Origin of the sequence: Listeria monocytogenes (assembly GCF_041765605.1) — a bacterium.
In the GTDB taxonomy this organism is placed as follows: Bacteria; Bacillota; Bacilli; order Lactobacillales; family Listeriaceae; genus Listeria; species Listeria monocytogenes_D.
In genome coordinates, this window is record NZ_CP168900.1 from 365,004 (window position 1) to 384,322 (window position 19,319).

Genomic DNA, 19,319 nt, shown 5'->3' on the forward strand with positions numbered 1-19,319 from the left:
ATTTTTATAAATCTTCACCATTGGTAGCAATAACGTTCTTGTACCAATCAAAACTTTTCTTCTTATAACGGTTTAGCGTACCTGTGCCGTCGTTGTTGCGATCGACATAGATAAAGCCGTAACGTTTCTTCATTTCAGCAGTGGAGGCACTTACTAGGTCAATACAGCCCCATGAAGTGTAACCCATCAAGTCAACGCCATCTTTAATCGCTTCTTTCACTTGCGATAAATGAGCGCTCAAATAATTAATACGATAGTCGTCATTTACTGTGTAGTTGCCATTTTCGTCTTTTTCTAGTTGATCGATAGCGCCAAGACCGTTTTCTACGATGAAAAGTGGTTTTTGGTATCTATCCCAGAATTCGTTTAGGACAACGCGTAAACCTTGAGGGTCGATTTGCCAGCCCCATTCAGATGCTTCTAGGTATGGGTTTTGTACGCCGCCTAGGATGTTTCCTGCGCCAGCTTTGCGTTTCGACTCGTCAGCTGTTTCGGTTGTGCTCATGTAATAGCTGAAGGAAATGAAATCTACTGTGTTTTTAAGGATTTCTAGGTCTTCTTCTGTTACGTCTAATTCAATATTATTTTCTCTGAAATAGCGTTTCATGTAGCCCGGATAAGTTCCGCGGACATGGACATCGGAGAAGAAGTAGTTTTTGCGCTCTGCTTCCATAACAGCGATAATATCATCTGGGTTGGAAGTTAGCGGATAAGTTGGCATTGCAAGGACCATGCAGCCGATTTGAGCTTCGGGCATGATTTCGTGACCAATTTTTGTAGCCAGCGCGCTCGCCACAAGTTCGTGGTGGACAGCTTGGTATAAGTCTTTTTGTGATAATTTATCTGGGCTTGTAGAAATACCGCCGCTCATGAATGGTGCGTGTAAAATGGAGTTGATTTCATTGAATGTTAGCCAATATTTTACTTTGCCTTTATAGCGATTAAATACGGTGCGGACATAGTTTTCATAGAAATCGATCATTTTTCTATTTACCCATCCGTCGTAAGTTTTCGATAAATGAAGTGGTGTTTCATAGTGAGATAAAGTAATCAGTGGTTCGATATTATGTGCTAGAAGTTCGTCGAATAAATCATCGTAAAATTGTAGTCCTGCTTCGTTTGGCTCAGTTTCGTCACCATTTGGAAAGATACGGGACCAAGCGATGGAAGTACGGAAAACCTTGAAGCCCATTTCGGCAAAAAGTTTCACGTCATCTTTGTAGCGATGATAGAAGTCAATTCCTTCTAATTTTAAGTTATCTGGTGTTGGACCGTCAGTAATGTGACCGAATCCGCCTTTTGGAGTAACATCTTGAACGGAAAGTCCTTTTCCATCGACGTTGTAAGCGCCTTCGAATTGGTTTGCAGCAGCAGCTCCACCCCATAAAAAGTCGGCTGGAAATCCTGTATTTGTATGCATGTTAAAAACTCCTTTTCTACATTTTAAAGTATCTATGAAAAAAACCAAATACTTTTCTAAATACATGCAAAAAAACACGGTACTTAGAAAAATATTTGGTTATGCCCGGCTTTCGTCGGTAACATTCCGATTTATAGTTAAAATATAGCAAAAATAAGGATGATAGTCAATGAAATAAGTAAAGAACTCTTATGGTTTGTGAAGGGAATAAGAGGGAAATAAGTAGATTGAACAACTAAATAGGAACGTGAAAAAAGTTTAGAGGAGGAGTCAGCGTGGGATCAGCGTTTTCAGCTATTTTGTCACCGGCAGTGGGGATTTTGATTAGTCCATTTCCAATTGTAGGACTTATTTTGATTTTACTTAGCAACAAGGCTCGGATTAACAGTATATTTTATACGGTAGGTTGGATTGTTGGGAATATTGCTATTTTCTTTATTGGTTTATTCTTAATGAGTTCGGCGGTCAGCTCGTCCGGAGACCAATCAACCTTGGTCAAAGTGGTACTTATTGTGCTGGGGGTTTTACTAATTTTGCTCGGCGCACATGATTTTACGAAACGTCCGAAAAACGGGGAAAAAGCTGCAACACCGAAATGGTTTGAAAAAATGAGCAATATTAAACCTGGCGGAGCGATGATTTTCGCGTTTGTTCTTTCGGCAGTGAATCCTAAAAATATGTTGCTTTCACTTACGGCAGGGGTGAGCGTTGGGGCACTGAATTTATCGGGTGGGCAAGAAACAACGGCGACGATTATTTTTGGAATTATCGCTTGTTGCTCGATTTATATTCCGACTATCGCGTTCTTACTAGCAGGAAGTCGTCTTAATAACGCATTAGATAGTACGCGCAAATGGCTTATCCAAAACAATTCCGTGATTATGGCTGTGTTGTTCTTATTTATCGGTCTTAGTGTCATTAGTAAAGCATTCTAAAGTGTGAAAAAGCTATTAGTTCTCTAACTAGTAGCTTTTTTGATTTCTAGCACAACTTGTTCACATTTTGCGTTGTGATAGTTCACACAATGTCTACAGACGAGGAAAATAATCTATGCTAATATGGCTATACTTGTCCGTTTAAAGTGGATAAGAATACATAAAACAAAAAGGATGGGTTACATGTTTGACAAACTGATGGGAAAAGCTGCTATTGTTACCGAATCTTCTTATGGTATTGAACGTTTTTTAGATGAAGACGAACAAATTATTCAAATTTTTAAATTTATAAGAGATGAAGTTATTATTACTTCAAAAGGGATTTTTAACATTGATGCACAAGGTATCACTGGGAAGAAAGTAGAATATAAATTCTTTCCGAAAAAGGCTCTAAAGTATGTTTCTATTGAGACAGCAGGTACTTTAGACCGTGACTTTGACTTAAAAATTGGTGTTGAAGGAAACACAGTTGTAACGCAAAACACATCATTTTCTGCTCCAATCGCATTAAAAGTTCATAAAAATGATACTGAAATGGGATTTGCGCTTTATAAAATGATTAAAGGTATGTTATAAATTTTAAAATACTAAAAGAGAAGACGGATTTCGTCTTCTCTTTTGTTATTTCCAGTCCAAATTAGCTGTAACTGGAAAATGATCAGAAGCGGAGAAACCATCCACTTCGTCTACAATAGTTTCATAAGTGTTTACTTGGAATTCATTAGATACAAAGATGTAGTCAATTTTTTCTAGCTCGTTTTCAGGGCGCAGTGGATGGAAATCGTGAAAACATCCGGTTGGGCCTTTTGCTGGTTTTTGAGAGATTAATTGTGCATCTTGGTATTTTTCCGTTATGTAGTTATAGGTTGGTGTGTTAGGCTGGGTGTTAAAATCGCCTAATACAATGACGGGGGAATTTTCTGCAATGATGGCAGCTTTTTTTAGTAAAAGTTGACTGGCAAAAAGGCGCGCCTCCTCTGAGATGTGGTCCAAATGAGTGTTGAAAAGATAGAATTGTTTTCCGTCCGAATCGGCGAATTTCCCCCAAACACAAATTCGCGGAAACATGGCTGTTGAATGGATGGAGGGCACGTCAGGTGTGTCAGAAAGCCAGAAATGACCTTCTTGCAACAATGTAAAACGAGTAGAATTATAGAAAACAGCAGTAAATTCTCCTTTTTCAAGCCCATCATCACGACCTACGCCAAAATAATCCCAATCCAGCATCGCTTTCATGTCGAGCATTTGCGGTAGAAGGGGTTCCTCCACTCCCATGAAATCCCATTGATATTTATCAAGTAATGATTTTGTTAGTGTTTTACGCAATTCCCAGCTCTTTTTCCGCTCAGAAGTATCATCAAAACGAATGTTAAAAGTAGTTACACTGAACATTTTCCCACATCCTTTTTTTATTTAAAAGTTTTACAAAGAGAGTTTAGCATATTTATGAAAACGTTTCACCGATTTGGGTTTTATGTAGTATATATTCTACATTTTTTCCTGAAAAGTAAAACCATTGTATTGTTGTAGAAAGGGAGTGTCACTATGTTGCGAAAAGGTCGATGGTTGCTCATATTATTACTATTGATAGTATTAGTGGCATTATCAGCATGCGAGGACAGCGGGAATGGAGATGTTTCGGGTGTGCCGGCTAAAAAGGAAAAACAGCATTTTCCTCCAAATGATACGAAAAAAGGATGGATAGAACTTCTTGCCACGGATGGAATTTCAAGTCAAGGTAATCTGCCTTGTGTTTATGAAGAGGCGGAATCTGTAGAAAAATTGGAAATTCATATGAAAGAGTTGAGTACGGCAAGCCTAACCTATATTTACATTGACGGCTACATCGTACAAATGGAACAAGGCGGCAACGAACTTTCTTTTCAAATTCAATTAAGTAAAACGGAATTGAGAAAAGGAATCCATGAATTAGCCGTTGTGCAATATCAAGAAAATAACCCCGAAACAAAAAAAGTGGAGTTTTTAAAACGTGCTAAATATGAAGTGAAACAAATAAAAAACGACTAATAATAAACACTTCAGAACCATATTTTTAAAAAGAATGTGAAAAATGACATTCTTTTTTTGTGCTATTAATACTTAAAAAAGGAAGATGACGATATTGTAAGTAGCTTTTCGCCTGTAAAAGAATTAAACTACTAGTGTTTAGGGTATATATTTTAAGAACAATGATTCCTAAATTGTTTGGAGTAGAGAAATTAAAGCATAGACATAGATACTGCATTCCGACTTTTTGAAATGGAAGAACTTAATTAGGGGGATATCATATGGGTTCATATGGCGAATTGATTCGGGAAATACGGCTATCTAAAGGTTTGACTCAAAAAGAGGTATACACAGGAATTATATCTAGGTCTTATGCAATCGGATTTGAAAAAGGTAAACACGAGATTACTTTGAGTTTGTTTGAAGAAATTTTAAAGCGGATCATGGTTCCTCTAGATGAATTCTTTTTTATTTACAGAGACTTTTCTTCGACAGAGGATGATAGTTTTTGGATTGATTTCGTCGAGCTATCAGGTAAAAATGATGTTGTAGGGATGCAGGCGTTGCTAGATAAAATAACTTTAGAGCGAACGGAGCAGTCAGAAGTTAGAAAAGCGATACTTCATACGAGAATTCAAACTATTAATCATTATTTGCGTACGAATGTGTTTGATGAATCGAATATTTCTGATGAATATAAAAAAATTATTCATGACTATCTTTGGAAAATGCAGACGTGGACTTTAGAAGAGGTTCGTATTTTTTCCAACGGCATATCATTTTTTGAGGAAGAAGTACAAATTCACTTTTATCAAATTATGTTGAAATCGTATGAAAAGTATAGGTACTATGATAGAGGAAGACTGCTATTTTGCCATCTATTTGCTAATCTGACAGATGAACTCATCATACAGAATAAAATCAATTATGCGAATCTAGTACTCGAAAAATTAAAAGAAGCATCTGAAACAAGTGGTAGTTTTAACAGTGCTTTTTATCGAATAGTAGCCAATTATTATCAAGGAGCTATTTGGATGAAAGAAGGCGAAGTGGAAAAGGGCTATCACCAGGCCAAAAGAGCCATTCAAACATGGAAAGAACTGCACTATGAAGCAATAGCAGATTTGTATAGCGTGGTTTTAAAACAATTTTTAGAAAAAGAAAATATCCAAGTAGAAGATTAACTATCCGAAGATTTTCTATTTAAAAACACTAAAATGGAGTCGTTTTAGTGTTTTTTTGTTTGTCGTAAAGAGGTTTTATGTACTATATATAGCACTATTTACAGAGAGAAAACAAAGGAATGTAAAATAAAGGCAAGAATTGAGCTAAGAGGAGGTCTTCGGATGATAAGTTATGGTGAGCTGATTCGGCAAATAAGGCAGTCTAAAAAAATTTCCCAAAAAGAAGTGTACACAGGGGTTATTAGTAAATCTTATGCAATTGAATTTGAAAAGGGGACACATGCAATATCAAGCCTATTACTCGAGAAAATTGTCGCTAAGTTAATGGTGAGTATGGAGGAATTTTTCTTAATGTATCATCAAGAGGAGTTGCCGGAGAAGGAAGATTTTTGGGAAACTTACGCGCGGACATGTAAAACGGATGAAGCAAGCGCTTGGGAATCCCTTTACCAAAAAATATCATTAGAAAAAGGAAAAGTTAATCAAGTGAAAAGCGCGGCGATAAAACTGGAGTTAGATCATATAAAAGGCAAACAAGTGGCGGACAAAAAAGCGGTTCAAATTTTGGAGAATTATTTGATTGAAGCGGTTTTTTGGACATTGCAGGATATCTTTTTATTTACGCGGATGATGCACTATTTGCCACTGAAAAGCCGAGTACCGTTCTATTATAAATTGTTAAACACGCTGGATAGATACCGCCATTTTGAACGAGGAAGAAGCATTTTACAATCGGCGCTGGCTAGTATCATGGATGATTTTATAGAGAGAAATGAAATAGAGCATATGGAGCTAATGATAAAAAGCTTAGAGAAAATTAGTGAGGACTGTGATGGTACTTATTTCAAAATTCTTTGTATGTATTATCGTGGAATTGTACGGTGGGGAGAAGGCGAAGAGCGCGAAGGTGGCGAAGAAATCGATCAGGCAGTAGCTATTTTGCGGGCATTAGGTTATGAAAATAAAGCGGCAGAGTATGAAACCATGTACCGGCAATTTGCGAGGGAAAACAACGATATAAAAACGATGGAATGAAAGCTAAAAAGGACTATTCTTTTTGGTTTTCTTTTTTTGAGTAGTATATATGCGACATTAGAAAATTTTAAGACTCCGCATAGTATTATATAGACTGAAGTACGGCTTAAAGCCACATTGACAGTGAAGGGAGGGGCTTTGGCAAAGAAACTAAATGCCAACTGACACTGCAAATTTAGCGTTAAAAGGAGGAAGATTGTTATTTTAAAGAAAATATTTATTGCATTAATTGCGCTTGTAGTTATTATCAATACAGTTAGTTTTACGGCTGTTTCTGCAAGTACACCTACATGGTTAGAACAAACCATGAATAGTAATGAACCGTTTATAAAAGAGATTGAAAAAGAAACTGGTAAGACGAGAGCGAATATTACACAGACAGATTTAGAAGCTATAACTGCCTTGCGAGTAACAGGGGCAAGTGATATTCCGACTAATATTGATATGTTAACTCATTTAACTACGTTAGAAGTTAAAAATGGGACATTATCTTCCGTATCTAACTCAGTGGGGAATTTAAAGGAGTTAAAAATCTTAGTTCTGAATGATAATAATTTAAGCACCTTTCCAATGATTGCTTTCCAACTACCTAAGTTAGAAGAATTACAAGTTTCTGGGGGAACAATAGAAGAAATCCCTGCCACAATAACAAATATGGCGAGTCATTTGAAATTCTTAGGAATATTAAATAACCATTTAGTGAAGGTGCCAGACGCAATTTTCACTACGAACTGGACAAATGCTACTGGGGGAGACTTAGACTTAATGGCTGCAGGGAACCAGATTGTAACCAATATTCCTGCCAACTATATAAGCCAGTTTAATAATGGGGATAACCTATTAGAATTTTACGATAACAACTATCAAAAGCAAGACCAACTAACTACAACACCTGGATATACCATTGATGTACCTGTTGGAACTGATTTTAATCAATTAACACCAGACAAAACGAAACTCGCACTAACATCTGGACGAACTTTACTCGCACAACACGAATTCGAGTATTATGATGATGGTTCAAGTTCACTAATCCACAATGGCGTGGCAGCAGCACCGGGTCAAGCGACCATTTTCATCAAAAGCAAGTTTTCCACGCAATCGAACAAATTTGCCAGAACACAAGTTACAGTAAACATCACCGCGCTAAACGGCGGACCTATTACCGTGAAACATGAAGATACAAAAGGGCAAGAACTTGCGCCACCTGTCATTTTAAATGGTAAAGACGGGGATCCTTATACAACGACACAAAAAACTTTCCCAGGCTACACTTTAGTTGCAACACCAGCCAATCAAAATGGTACATTCACCATGAACCCGGCTACAGTCAACTATGTATACAGCGCAAATGATTATAAACTAACATCTACTTTCAAAGATGCCCAAGGTCAAGAACTAAAAGCGCCAGTTGTGGATACAAAAGATTACCATATCCAAGACAACTATACTACAACAGCAGCAACCATTCCGGGCTATTCTTTAGTTTCCACACCAGCTAATCAGAACGGAACTTTTGGAGCTGGGAATGTCACGGTTAATTATGTATACAAAAAAGACGATTACACACTTACTTCCACTTACAAAGATACGAATGGTCAAGAACTAAAAGCACCAGTGGTAGATGCGACAACGTATCATTATCAAGACACGTATACAACAACAGCCGCAGTTTTCCCAGGTTATACGTTAGTAGCAACGCCAACAAACGCTACTGGGACATTTGGTTCGTCAAACATCACTGTTAATTACGTATATCAAGCAAATGGCTATCAATTAACTTCTACATTTAAAGATCAACAAGGGAAGACAATCGCACCAGATGATGTCGATACTAAAACCTATCACGTGAACGATCCCTATACAACAACTGCCAAAACGATCCCGGGTTACACATTAGTAACAACACCTGCGAATGACCAAGGTAATTTTGGAACAAGCGATATTACGGTTGATTACGTTTATAAAGCAGAAGATTATACATTAACTTCGACTTACAAAGATGCACAAGGTAAAGAATTAAAACAACCCGTTGTAGATAGTAAAAAATATCATATTCAAGACAACTATTCTACAAGTGCAGCAACCATTCCGGGTTATACGCTAGTAGCGACACCTGCGAACGAAACAGGAACCTTCCATACAAGCGATGTTACGGTTAATTATGTGTATAAATTAACAGACTTAAAATTAACTTCGACATATAAAGATGCGCAAGGAACTGAGTTAAAACCACCCGTTGTAGATAGCAAAACGTATCATATTCAAGATAACTATGCTACAACTGCAGCTGTCATTCCTGGCTATACATTAGTCGCAACACCAGCGAACCAATCAGGCACTTTTGGTAGCACGGATATTCAAGTGAACTATGTGTACCAAGCAGTTGCTTATAAACTAACTTCGACGTATAAAGATCAACAAGGGAATGATTTAGCTTTACCAAAAGTAGATTCGAAAACGTACCATATTCAGGATGGTTACACGACGAGTGATATTGCTATTCCAGGCTATACATTAGTCGCGGCTCCAACGAATCAAACAGGTACATTTGGCGCGAGTGATGTAACCGTGAATTATGTCTACAAAGCCAATGACTACACACTAACTTCAACATATAAAGATGCACAAGGTAAGGAATTAAAAACGCCAGTCATAGACAGTCAAAAATATCACATTAACGACACTTATACTACGACAGGAGCTACTATTCCAGGTTACACATTAGTCGCAGCACCAGCGAATCAATCAGGTACATTTGGCGCGGCGAATGTAACAGTCAACTATGTATACAAAGCAGATGATTACACATTAACTTCGACCTACAAAGATGCAAACGGCAAAGAATTAAAAGCGCCAGTTGTAGACAGCAAAACTTACCATACAAAAGATAACTATTCTACTAGCGCAGCAACCATTCCTGGCTACACACTAGTGGCAGCACCAGCAAATCAAACAGGTACATTTAATACGAGCAATGTGACAGTCAATTATGTTTACAAGGCGAATGAATATACCTTAACTTCCACTTTCAAAAATGTACAAGGAACAGAACTAAAACCAGCTGTCGTGAAAAAAGGATTTATTATTAAGGATGGCTATGCGACTAGTGGCGTAACAATTCCAGGCTATACATTAGTGGCAACACCATCGAACAAAAAAGGAACATTTGGTGCTAGTAATGTAACAGTTAATTATGTATATAAAGCGAATGGTTATGCATTAATCACAACATATAAAGACACACAAGGTAAAGACTTAAAACCACTAGCCATTGATACAAAAACATACAATATTAACGACCCGTACACTGCAACAGCTCTAAACATCCCAGGTTATACATTAACAACTACACCAGCCAATGAAAAAGGTGTATTTGGCGCAAGTGATGAAACAGTTAATTACGTATATAAAGCAAATGATTATACGTTAACAACTACCTACAAAGACGCAAACGGCAAAGAACTACAAGCACCTAAAGTAGACGCGAAAACTTATCATATCCAAGACACATACAAAACAACTGCAGCAGTCATTCCTGGATATACATTAGTCGCAACACCTAAGAATGACCAAGGTACTTTTGGAGCGAACAATGTAACCGTGAATTACGTGTACCAAACAAATGATTACACGCTAACTTCGACATTTAAAGATGCTCAAGGAAACGAATTAAAAGCAGCAGAAATAGACGCACAAAAATACCATATTCATGACACTTACACAACGAAAGCAGCCGTGATTCCGGGTTACACTTTAGAAAAAACACCAACGAACGAAACGGGTACTTTTAATGCGAGTGATATTCAAGTGAATTATGTGTATAAAGCAAATGATTATCAACTTACTTCTACTTTTAAAGATCAACAAGGCAACGAAATAGCATTACCAACAGTTGATGCAAAAACTTATCACATTCATGACGCGTATACAACGAAAGCTCGCTTGATTCCAGGGTATAGCCTAGTAGCTGCACCAACAAACCAAATAGGTGCTTTTGGAACAAGTGATGTAACAGTCAATTATGTGTATAAAAAAGATGCTATTATCAAACCTATTACTCCAGCGAAACCAACTATTCTTACAATAAAAACACCTGCAAGCAAAGTAATTAAGACTAAAGTAGTTAAGCAAACTCTTCCTAAAACAGGGGATGACGATGCTGGACTATTAAACCTACTAAGACTTATAGGACTCGTTTTAATTTTAGGCGTATTTTTGGCAGTCGGAAGTAAAAAATTAAGATAAGCATAACGTAGATTAAAACACCGCCGCAGATTGTTGTGGTGGTGTTTTAACTAATATATCCGACATTAGAAATACCCATTTTGGAAAAGATGTATGATTTTTATTGTAAAGAATTTTACAAAGGAAGAGGCGATTCTTTGTTAGAGAAAAAGTATCAAATCCATTTACAAAATCATTATGATGCAACGAGTAGGCAAGTGCAAAAGAAAGAAATAAAAGTCTTAAAAAAACGCAAAAATTTATTAATTGGGGAAGTTTTCCCATATCAAATTTGTTTAGAAAGCACGATGGAATATTCAAGATTTATGTTATGGTTTGAAAAAGAAGTCCAAAAAATCGTGAAAGAACTTTGGAATCAACATTTTATTATCAAGCTAACATTATCACAATTACATTTCCGCGAAACCATTCTTTTTTTAGAGCATTTAAAAGATTTTAGTAAACGGATAACGATTGAATTTATCGGTGAAGACACACCAGAAATAAAAAAACATTTTTCCGTCCAAGAGCAAGAAGCGTTTTTTATAGGGAAACTAAGAATGCTAAAAAAATGGAAATTCATTATTTCTAAACATATCGAAGGCTGCTCAGTGGAACAAACCCTTGCTTTTACCCCGTGTCTACATGAAATAAAATACACGATGAGCCAGCAAGCACGAATGGAAGAAAATATTATCGATTTGCACATGTTCATCGATTTTTGGGAATACTGGGCAACACATAAAAAATTGAAATTCGTAGTCGAAGTGAAAGAAGCGGATTTTATTACGAAGTCTTTGATGCATAAAAAGGTCCACGTACAGTTTGAGAATGCGTAGCGGATGAAGTGGACCCGAGAGTTTACTATTAATTAATAATGTTAAGCTGTAGAAAAAGGGAGAAATCTTTTTTACTACAGCTTTTTGATTGTACATTTTTTTGCCAATAAGTAATCTACGTTATCAACCTGAAAAGTAGATATAGAAAAAACCTTATCGCGAATGATAAGGTTTTTAATCACTATTAGACTGTTTTTTTCTTTCGTTTGATGAAAAATAGAATACCGAAGCTTAAACAAACAATTCCAGCTAATGACAAACTTAAGCTAGTAATATCACCTGTTTTTGGTAACTGTTTTTCGACTACTTTCACAGGTTGTTTGTCCGTACTTTTTCCACTGTTAACATCTGTACCATCTTTATCGTTTCCCGGACTTTGTTCGTTGTTAACATCTGTATCATCTTTATCTTTTGGTGGAGTAGGAGCGACAGGATTATCTGTACTTGGTTCTGCTGTCACATATACAATGACGTCTTTCGTAACATCTGATCCTGCAACGCTTAGTGTTACAACGTACTTACCAGGTGTTTGGAAGTCTACTGCGTCTGCGAAATTGCTAGTGATGGTTTCTGTTGCTGGAGTTACGCTTGCATGAATATCGGCAAGGAAGGCTGCTTCTGTTTTTGTAGTGCCTTCTTTGTAACTGATCTCGTCATCACTAGAAATGCTGATAGTTTCTTTGCCAGTATATGGCACAGTAACTCTTCCGGAAAATCTACCATAATCTTCATTTTCAAATGTGTAACTTACTTCACCGTTATCCGGTAAATTTTCCCACGTAATCGTTCTAGTAGCTGCATCATAAATTCCGCCGTTATCTGGTTTGATGATGGAAACAATATTACCATCCTTATCTAACAGATCTGTCGGAACAGCGTATACAAGTGTATTATTTTGTGTGGTTTGGGTTGGACTTACTAATGTTTGATCCATTGCTTGGTAATCATCATAATCGTCAGTAAAATAATCTGGTAAAAAACTAATATCTTTTAACTGGTTATTATTACATCTTACTTTCCCTATCGTATCTCCAACCGCTAGACTCGTTAGTTGATTATTATTACAAAATAAAATTAATAAATTTACGTTTTTACTAACATCTAAATCTGTAAGCTGATTGTCATCGCAATATAAAAACTCTAAAGCTAGATTTTGGGTAGTATCTAAATTCGTTAGTTGATTATTTTCACAAGATAACTCTATTAAAGCTAGATTTTGATCAATATCTATCTTCTTCAACTTATTGTTATCACAAGTCAAGTATGCTAGAGATTGATTTTGGCTAACGTCTAAGTTGGTTAACTGGTTATCAGAACAAATCAAAGTGCTTAAATTCGGATTTTGGCTAATATCTAAATCTGTAAGCTGATTTTTAGTACAACCAAGATTTGTTAAAGCTGGATTTTTACTAACATCTAAATTGGTTAACTGATTGACATCGCAAGCCAAATAACGTAAAGCGGAGTTTTTACTAACATCTAGCTTTGTTAACTGATTTCTAGGGCAATACAAATACTCTAAAGCTGTATTTTGGCTAACATCTAGTTGTGTTAACTCATTGTTTTCACAAGTCAATTCTTCTAGAGCAAGGTTTTTACTAACATCTAAATTCGCTAACGGGTTGTTAGAGCAAGCCAAGTCTTTTAGATTTAGATTTTTACTGACATCTATACTTTTTAGTTGATTATCCTCAAGATAAAGTATCTCTAATCCAGTCAAATATTCGATTCCAGTGCTATCTTCTATATCTTGGCTCCGTGCATCTAGTTTAGTTATTTTAGCTAATTCCTCGACAGTTACAGATTCATCCGCGTTTTTGTTCATTGTTTCTGCTACCTCTTTAGCTAAATTATCATCTGGAAAGTAGTCATTATAAGTTTTGGTTCCTGCTTGGACAAGTTGGTTTTTCAGGTTGTTATTCGGTGTTTTTTCTTTCGGTGTTTCTTTTAATTCTGTTTTTAGTAATTGATTTTCGGTTTTCATTTCATTTGCGGTTGTGCTCTCTGCTTTTACCATTGGTATCGGTAGGCTGCTTGTAACGGTGGCACTTAATGCAATTATTGTGAAAAATTTGGACAGTTTCATAGTTAGTTGCTCCTTCAGTTGCTGTTGTTTTAGTATATTCAGCAGTGTTCAAACAAAGTATATATTAGCATGTGAAGATGAGATTTTATATAGAAACTACCAGAAGATACAAAATATCGGCTATTTTGTGTCGAAAATGTTACGAGTTGCGGTCGATTATAATATTGGAACAATACTTAAGATATTACATTCCCTAATAATGGCTACTACGCCTTTGTTTCAGCTATTTTCATTTTGAAAACTATTCTGTGAATTTGCCTTTTTATAGTATAAATTTACCGAAGATAGATAAAAATCCCTTCTGTTCCTATATGAATAAGTAATAATAATAGTAAAAATTCGTTGTGAGTTTGATATATTATATGTAAAGAAACTCCATCTCCTCATAAGTTTACGCGAGTTTTAGGGCTTTAACGAATTAGACAGAAATAGACTAATTGTTACGTGTGGAGGAGTTTATGGGATATATACTTAAATTATACTTTTCAATGAGATAGTAGGTATTTTTAACTTGCTCATTCGTTCTGTTATTACTAGAGATACTAACAACGAGAAGGAGATAGATTATGAAAAGCAAAACAAAACAGATTATTATTATTGGAGTGGTTCTTTTTCAATCACTCTTCGCATACCCGTTAATCACCATGGCGGAAGAAAATGAATCGAAATCAGTAAATACAGAAACCACGTTAGAGCCTAAAGTAGCTCTCGAAGAAAAAACGCCTCAGAAACCTAGCCTTACCAATAATCTGAAGCAAGAAAAAACTGTCCTTCAAGCAGGCGAAACATATGAAACTGTTTTTCCTGATGCAGCTTTAGCTACTGTAATTGCAAAAGCAGCAACTGGTTCAGAGGATATCACACAAGAAGTATCGCAAACAGACTTGAATAAAATCACTTCGCTAACTGGTACATCTAAAGGGATAGTTGATTTAACAGGAATAGATTTACTTTCAAAATTAACCTCTTTAAGTATAAGCGGGAACCAAATCACTGATATTTCTGCACTCAATGGTCTCGTGAATTTGTCCAATCTAAATGTATCTAATAATAAAATAACAAGTTTCAACCTAAACGCGAATAGCAATTTACCTATGTTGAGCACTGTTAATATTCGTAGTAATAACTTAAAAAATATAAATGTTCAAGACCAACCTAAATTACGCACTATTGAGTGTGACACTGGTAGTAGTTCAGAGTTGACAGAAGTTACGCTAAAAAATCTTCCAATTTTGATTGCTGTAGGTACTGGCTCTAGTGCTTATCAAAATGATATTGTTTTTTCGAGTACACCAGGATTAAGTAAGGTGATTCTAGAAAATTTACCATCAACCAGCTCTGAGGTAAAGTTAGATCATTGCGCGATAGAAGAGTTAGTAATTAATAACCTGCCAAAAGTATCAGTGGTAATTATAAGTTACAACAAAATTACTACACTAGAAGGACTTGAAAATTTATCCGCAGTAAACACTTTATACGTATCTGAGAATTTAGTGACTGAAATAGAAAGCATGCATGCTTTCCCTAAATTACAGAAGTTAGAGCTAGGATGGAATGCACTTACTAATGTGGTAATGGATCAAGTAACAGCGGAAAAATTCCCGTTATTAAGAACAATGAATGTTAGTGGTAATAATTTAATTAAGGTAAATATTCAAGACCAGCCCAAATTATGGACCTTTGAGTGCGACACAGGTAGTAGTTCAGAGTTGACAGAGGTTACGTTAAAAAATCTTCCAACTTTAATAGCTGCAGGTAATGGCTCTAGCGCTTATCAAGATGATATTGTTTTTTCGAGTACACCAGGATTAAGTAAGGTGATTTTAGAAAATTTACCATCAACCAGCTCTGAGGTAAAGTTAGATCATTGCGCGATAGAAGAGTTAGTAATTAATAACCTGCCAAAAGTATCAGTGGTAATTATAAGTTACAACAAAATTACTACACTAGAAGGACTTGAAAATTTATCCGCAGTAAACACTTTATACGTATCTGAGAATTTAGTGACTGAAATAGAAAGCATGCATGCTTTCCCTAAATTACAGAAGTTAGAGCTAGGATGGAATGCACTTACTAATGTGGTAATGGATCAAGTAACAGCGGAAAAATTCCCGTTATTAAGAACAATGAATGTTAGTGGTAATAATTTAATTAAGGTAAATATTCAAGACCAGCCCAAATTATGGACCTTTGAGTGCGACACAGGTAGTAGTTCAGAGTTGACAGAGGTTACGTTAAAAAATCTTCCAACTTTAATAGCTGCAGGTAATGGCTCTAGCGCTTATCAAGATGATATTGTTTTTTCGAGTACACCAGGATTAAGTAAGGTGATTTTAGAAAATTTACCATCAACCAGCTCTGAGGTAAAGTTAGATCATTGCGCGATAGAAGAGTTAGTAATTAATAACCTGCCAAAAGTATCAGTGGTAATTATAAGTTACAACAAAATTACTACACTAGAAGGACTTGAAAATTTATCCGCAGTAAACACTTTATACGTATCTGAGAATTTAGTGACTGAAATAGAAAGCATGCATGCTTTCCCTAAATTACAGAAGTTAGAGCTAGGATGGAATGCACTTACTAATGTGGTAATGGATCAAGTAACAGCGGAAAAATTCCCGTTATTAAGAACAATGAATGTTAGTGGTAATAATTTAATTAAGGTAAATATTCAAGACCAGCCCAAATTATGGACCTTTGAGTGCGACACAGGTAGTAGTTCAGAGTTGACAGAGGTTACGTTAAAAAATCTTCCAACTTTAATAGCTGCAGGTAATGGCTCTAGCGCTTATCAAGATGATATTGTTTTTTCGAGTACACCAGGATTAAGTAAGGTGATTTTAGAAAATTTACCATCAACCAGCTCTGAGGTAAAGTTAGATCATTGCGCGATAGAAGAGTTAGTAATTAATAACCTGCCAAAAGTATCAGTGGTAATTATAAGTTACAACAAAATTACTACACTAGAAGGACTTGAAAATTTATCCGCAGTAAACACTTTATACGTATCTGAGAATTTAGTGACTGAAATAGAAAGCATGCATGCTTTCCCTAAATTACAGAAGTTAGAGCTAGGATGGAATGCACTTACTAATGTGGTAATGGATCAAGTAACAGCGGAAAAATTCCCGTTATTAAGAACAATGAATGTTCGTGGTAATAATTTAATTAAGATAAATATTCAAGACCAGCCCAAATTATGGACCTTTGAGTGTGACACGGGTAATAGTTCAGAGTTGACAGAAGTTACGCTAAAAAATCTTCCAACTTTAATAGCTGCAAGCAGTGGTAGTAATGATATTGCTTTTTCACGTACACCAGGATTAAGTAAGGTAATTTTAGAAAATTTACCATCAACCAACTCTGAGGTAAATTTAGATCATTGCGCGATAGAAGAGTTAGTAATTAATAACCTGCCAAAAGTATCAATGGTAGATATAAGTTACAACAAAATTACTACACTAGAAGGACTTGAAAATTTATCTGCAGTAAACACTTTATACGTATCTGAGAATTTAGTGACTGAAATAGAAAGTATGCATGCTTTCCCTAAATTACAGAAACTCACCGTAGACAATAACCATATCAGTGTATTGCCAACAAGTTTGAAAACGGAAAATCCCGTATTAACAACACTAAGTGCGAAGAATCAAACAATCACCCTAAAGCAAAAAGTGATCGTGTCAGACCTAGTTCTTGATAATGAAGTGAAGAATTTCGGTCAAATAACCAATGCCAAATCCATCTCTAATAAGGGAACCTATCAAAATGACCAAATCAAGTGGCTTTTTGAAGATATAAAAAGCGTGAATGCCGTTGATTATCAATTTAGTGAATCGGTTCAAGAGGCAACTATTCAAGGAACTTTTTCGGGGAAAGTTACACAACCAATCAAAGCATCTAAAGTACCAGTTATTACCGCAGATGCAGAGATGAATTACCCGAAAAACGAAGCGGTATCAGAAGCTGCCTTTTTCAAAGATATTTCTGCAAGCGTAACGGATGATGCAACACTAACTTCTGATTTTGAAAGTGTTGTGGACCTTGCAAAAGCGGGAACGTATGAAGTGACATTGAATGCAATGAATGAGGATGGAGTAGAAGCCGCTTCGGTGACTGTATTAGTGCATATCGCTAAGTCGCCGGCGCCAGTAATTACCACAGATAAAGAAATCACATACACTAAAAACGCGGAAGTCAGCATCACGGAATTTCTAGCTGCGATTCATGCTAAAACGAATGATGGTTCACCAATTGAAAGTGATTTCGCTACGGCTGTAAATTGGAGCACTGCAGGAGATTATACTGTAACGCTAAAGTCTACAAATGAAGACGGAGTCGAAGCAATCCCTGTAGAAGTAACTGTGCACATCGCTAAGTCACCAGCACCAGTAATTACCGCAGATAAAGAAATCACCTACGCTAAAAACGCGGAAGTCAGCATAACGGAATTTCTAGCTGCGATTCATGCTAAAACGAGTGATGGTTCATCAATTGAGGCTGATTTAGATACGGCTGTAACATGGGGCACTGTAGGAGATTATACCGTAACGCTAAGGTCTACAAATGAAGACGGAGTTGAAGCAATTCCTGTAGAAGTAACTGTGCACATCGCTAAGTCGCCAGCACCAGTAATTACTGCAGACAAAAAAATCACGTACACTAAAAATGCGGAAGTCAGCATCACGGAATTTCTTGCAGCGATTCATGCTAAAACGAGTGATGGTTCACCAATTGAAAGTGATTTCGCTACGGCTGTAACATGGAGCGCTGCAGGAGATTATACCGTAACGCTAAGGTCTACAAATGAAGATGGCGTAGAAGCAATCCCTGTAGAAGTAAAGGTGCATATCGTAGAGCCACTAGCACCAACGATTTCGAATGTGACATTTGATGTGGATGATGTACAAACGACGGAATCTCTTGAAGCTGGAGAGCTAATTTCTGAACCATTAAGCCCAACAAAAGAAGGCTATACTTTTATTGGTTGGTATGACGAAAAAACTGGCGGTAATAAATGGGATTTTACAACAGATAAAATGCCAGCATATAATATTATTCTTTATGCCCAGTTTAGTAAAGATACAAATAAAGCAGAAGCGGCCGGTGGAGATAAGCCCTCAACACCTTCTTCTATAAAAGTAAGTCCAACAGGTCAGTCCGAGAGTGGAAACTTGGAAAATAGATTTAATGTTAAATTACCAGCTACAGGCGATGATAATGCAACTGTTTTATTAGTAGGCTTAGGATTACTAATGTTGGGGCTTTTCATTCGCCTTACTCAAAAAAAGCGTGCTAAATAAAAGCTCATAGAAATTTAAAAAATAGTGTAATTGGTTGCTTCTAGGAGATAAATAGTTGCAACTCACACGGAGAGGAGACAGAGAGCTGTCTCCTCTTTGTTTGGTGTACACTTGACTCAATTCAAAAGACATGTCGAAAAAAGGAGGCTATTATCGAATTGTTCAACATTGGAAGAATGAGGGGGGAAGGTTATACGTAGAAAGGGAGCTTTTTAGTATTGACTTAGCTAGAAGGCGATAGAATGGTAAATTATTTCACAGAATACTCACAAAAGAGGCG

At 36.4% G+C, this 19,319-nt stretch carries 11 protein-coding genes; 8 read left to right on the top strand and 3 right to left on the bottom strand.

From position 1 onward, the window contains the following. Positions 1-4: 4 nt before the first annotated feature. Positions 5-1,420: a glycoside hydrolase family 1 protein gene (locus AB2Q86_RS01805; protein WP_003732872.1), complete on the bottom strand. Its 1,416-nt coding sequence runs from the start codon at positions 1,418-1,420 to the stop codon at positions 5-7. A 275-nt stretch (positions 1,421-1,695) separates the two neighbouring features. Between AB2Q86_RS01805 and AB2Q86_RS01810 the strand changes: the two genes are divergently transcribed. Further along, a complete protein-coding gene (locus AB2Q86_RS01810) occupies positions 1,696-2,355 on the top strand; it encodes a GAP family protein (protein ID WP_009924137.1) in 660 nt (219 codons plus the stop codon). A gap of 183 nt (positions 2,356-2,538) precedes the next feature. Continuing rightward, positions 2,539-2,931, top strand: coding sequence for a PH domain-containing protein (locus AB2Q86_RS01815; protein ID WP_012582019.1), 393 nt, complete (start codon positions 2,539-2,541; stop codon positions 2,929-2,931). Between the two features lie 45 nt (positions 2,932-2,976). On the opposite strand, the gene AB2Q86_RS01820 is transcribed toward AB2Q86_RS01815, so the two are convergent. Further along, a complete protein-coding gene (locus tag AB2Q86_RS01820; RefSeq protein WP_012582018.1) occupies positions 2,977-3,747 on the bottom strand; it encodes an endonuclease/exonuclease/phosphatase family protein in 771 nt (256 codons plus the stop codon). Positions 3,748-3,903: 156 nt separating this feature from the next. Between AB2Q86_RS01820 and AB2Q86_RS01825 the strand changes: the two genes are divergently transcribed. The 5 genes from AB2Q86_RS01825 to AB2Q86_RS01845 all read left to right on the top strand — a co-directional run bounded on the left by AB2Q86_RS01825 (position 3,904) and on the right by AB2Q86_RS01845 (position 11,647). Beyond that, complete coding sequence (locus AB2Q86_RS01825; protein WP_077904933.1) at positions 3,904-4,383, top strand: superoxide dismutase; 480 nt, start codon at positions 3,904-3,906, stop codon at positions 4,381-4,383. Between the two features lie 260 nt (positions 4,384-4,643). Continuing rightward, positions 4,644-5,546 carry an XRE/MutR family transcriptional regulator gene (locus AB2Q86_RS01830; protein ID WP_012582016.1) on the top strand — a complete coding sequence of 301 codons (903 nt, stop codon included), beginning with the start codon at positions 4,644-4,646 and terminating at the stop codon, positions 5,544-5,546. Between the two features lie 162 nt (positions 5,547-5,708). After that, a complete protein-coding gene (locus AB2Q86_RS01835) occupies positions 5,709-6,581 on the top strand; it encodes an XRE/MutR family transcriptional regulator (protein ID WP_012582015.1) in 873 nt (290 codons plus the stop codon). A 201-nt stretch (positions 6,582-6,782) separates the two neighbouring features. Beyond that, positions 6,783-10,829 carry a MucBP domain-containing protein gene (locus AB2Q86_RS01840; RefSeq protein ID WP_077904905.1) on the top strand — a complete coding sequence of 1,349 codons (4,047 nt, stop codon included), beginning with the start codon at positions 6,783-6,785 and terminating at the stop codon, positions 10,827-10,829. 137 nt (positions 10,830-10,966) lie between these two features. Further along, positions 10,967-11,647, top strand: coding sequence for a hypothetical protein (locus tag AB2Q86_RS01845; protein WP_003760263.1), 681 nt, complete (start codon positions 10,967-10,969; stop codon positions 11,645-11,647). Between the two features lie 184 nt (positions 11,648-11,831). On the opposite strand, the gene AB2Q86_RS01850 is transcribed toward AB2Q86_RS01845, so the two are convergent. Then, positions 11,832-13,733, bottom strand: coding sequence for a lmo0331 family class 1 internalin (locus AB2Q86_RS01850; RefSeq protein WP_012582013.1), 1,902 nt, complete (start codon positions 13,731-13,733; stop codon positions 11,832-11,834). Between the two features lie 566 nt (positions 13,734-14,299). On the opposite strand from AB2Q86_RS01850, the gene AB2Q86_RS01855 reads away from it, so the two are divergent. Next, on the top strand, positions 14,300-19,039 hold the full coding sequence (locus AB2Q86_RS01855) for a LapB repeat-containing protein (protein WP_163622775.1): 4,740 nt from the start codon (positions 14,300-14,302) through the stop codon (positions 19,037-19,039). Positions 19,040-19,319 lie beyond the last annotated feature (280 nt).

What these genes read in the sequence shown, in the direction of transcription:
- AB2Q86_RS01805 (WP_003732872.1), bottom strand. Translation starts at nt 1,420, where the DNA reads ATGCATACAAATACAGGATTTCCAGCCGACTTTTTATGGGGTGGAGCT.
- AB2Q86_RS01815 (WP_012582019.1), top strand. Translation starts at nt 2,539, where the DNA reads ATGTTTGACAAACTGATGGGAAAAGCTGCTATTGTTACCGAATCTTCT.
- AB2Q86_RS01820 (WP_012582018.1), bottom strand. Translation starts at nt 3,747, where the DNA reads ATGTTCAGTGTAACTACTTTTAACATTCGTTTTGATGATACTTCTGAG.
- AB2Q86_RS01830 (WP_012582016.1), top strand. Translation starts at nt 4,644, where the DNA reads ATGGGTTCATATGGCGAATTGATTCGGGAAATACGGCTATCTAAAGGT.
- AB2Q86_RS01835 (WP_012582015.1), top strand. Translation starts at nt 5,709, where the DNA reads ATGATAAGTTATGGTGAGCTGATTCGGCAAATAAGGCAGTCTAAAAAA.
- AB2Q86_RS01850 (WP_012582013.1), bottom strand. Translation starts at nt 13,733, where the DNA reads ATGAAACTGTCCAAATTTTTCACAATAATTGCATTAAGTGCCACCGTT.
- AB2Q86_RS01855 (WP_163622775.1), top strand. Translation starts at nt 14,300, where the DNA reads ATGAAAAGCAAAACAAAACAGATTATTATTATTGGAGTGGTTCTTTTT.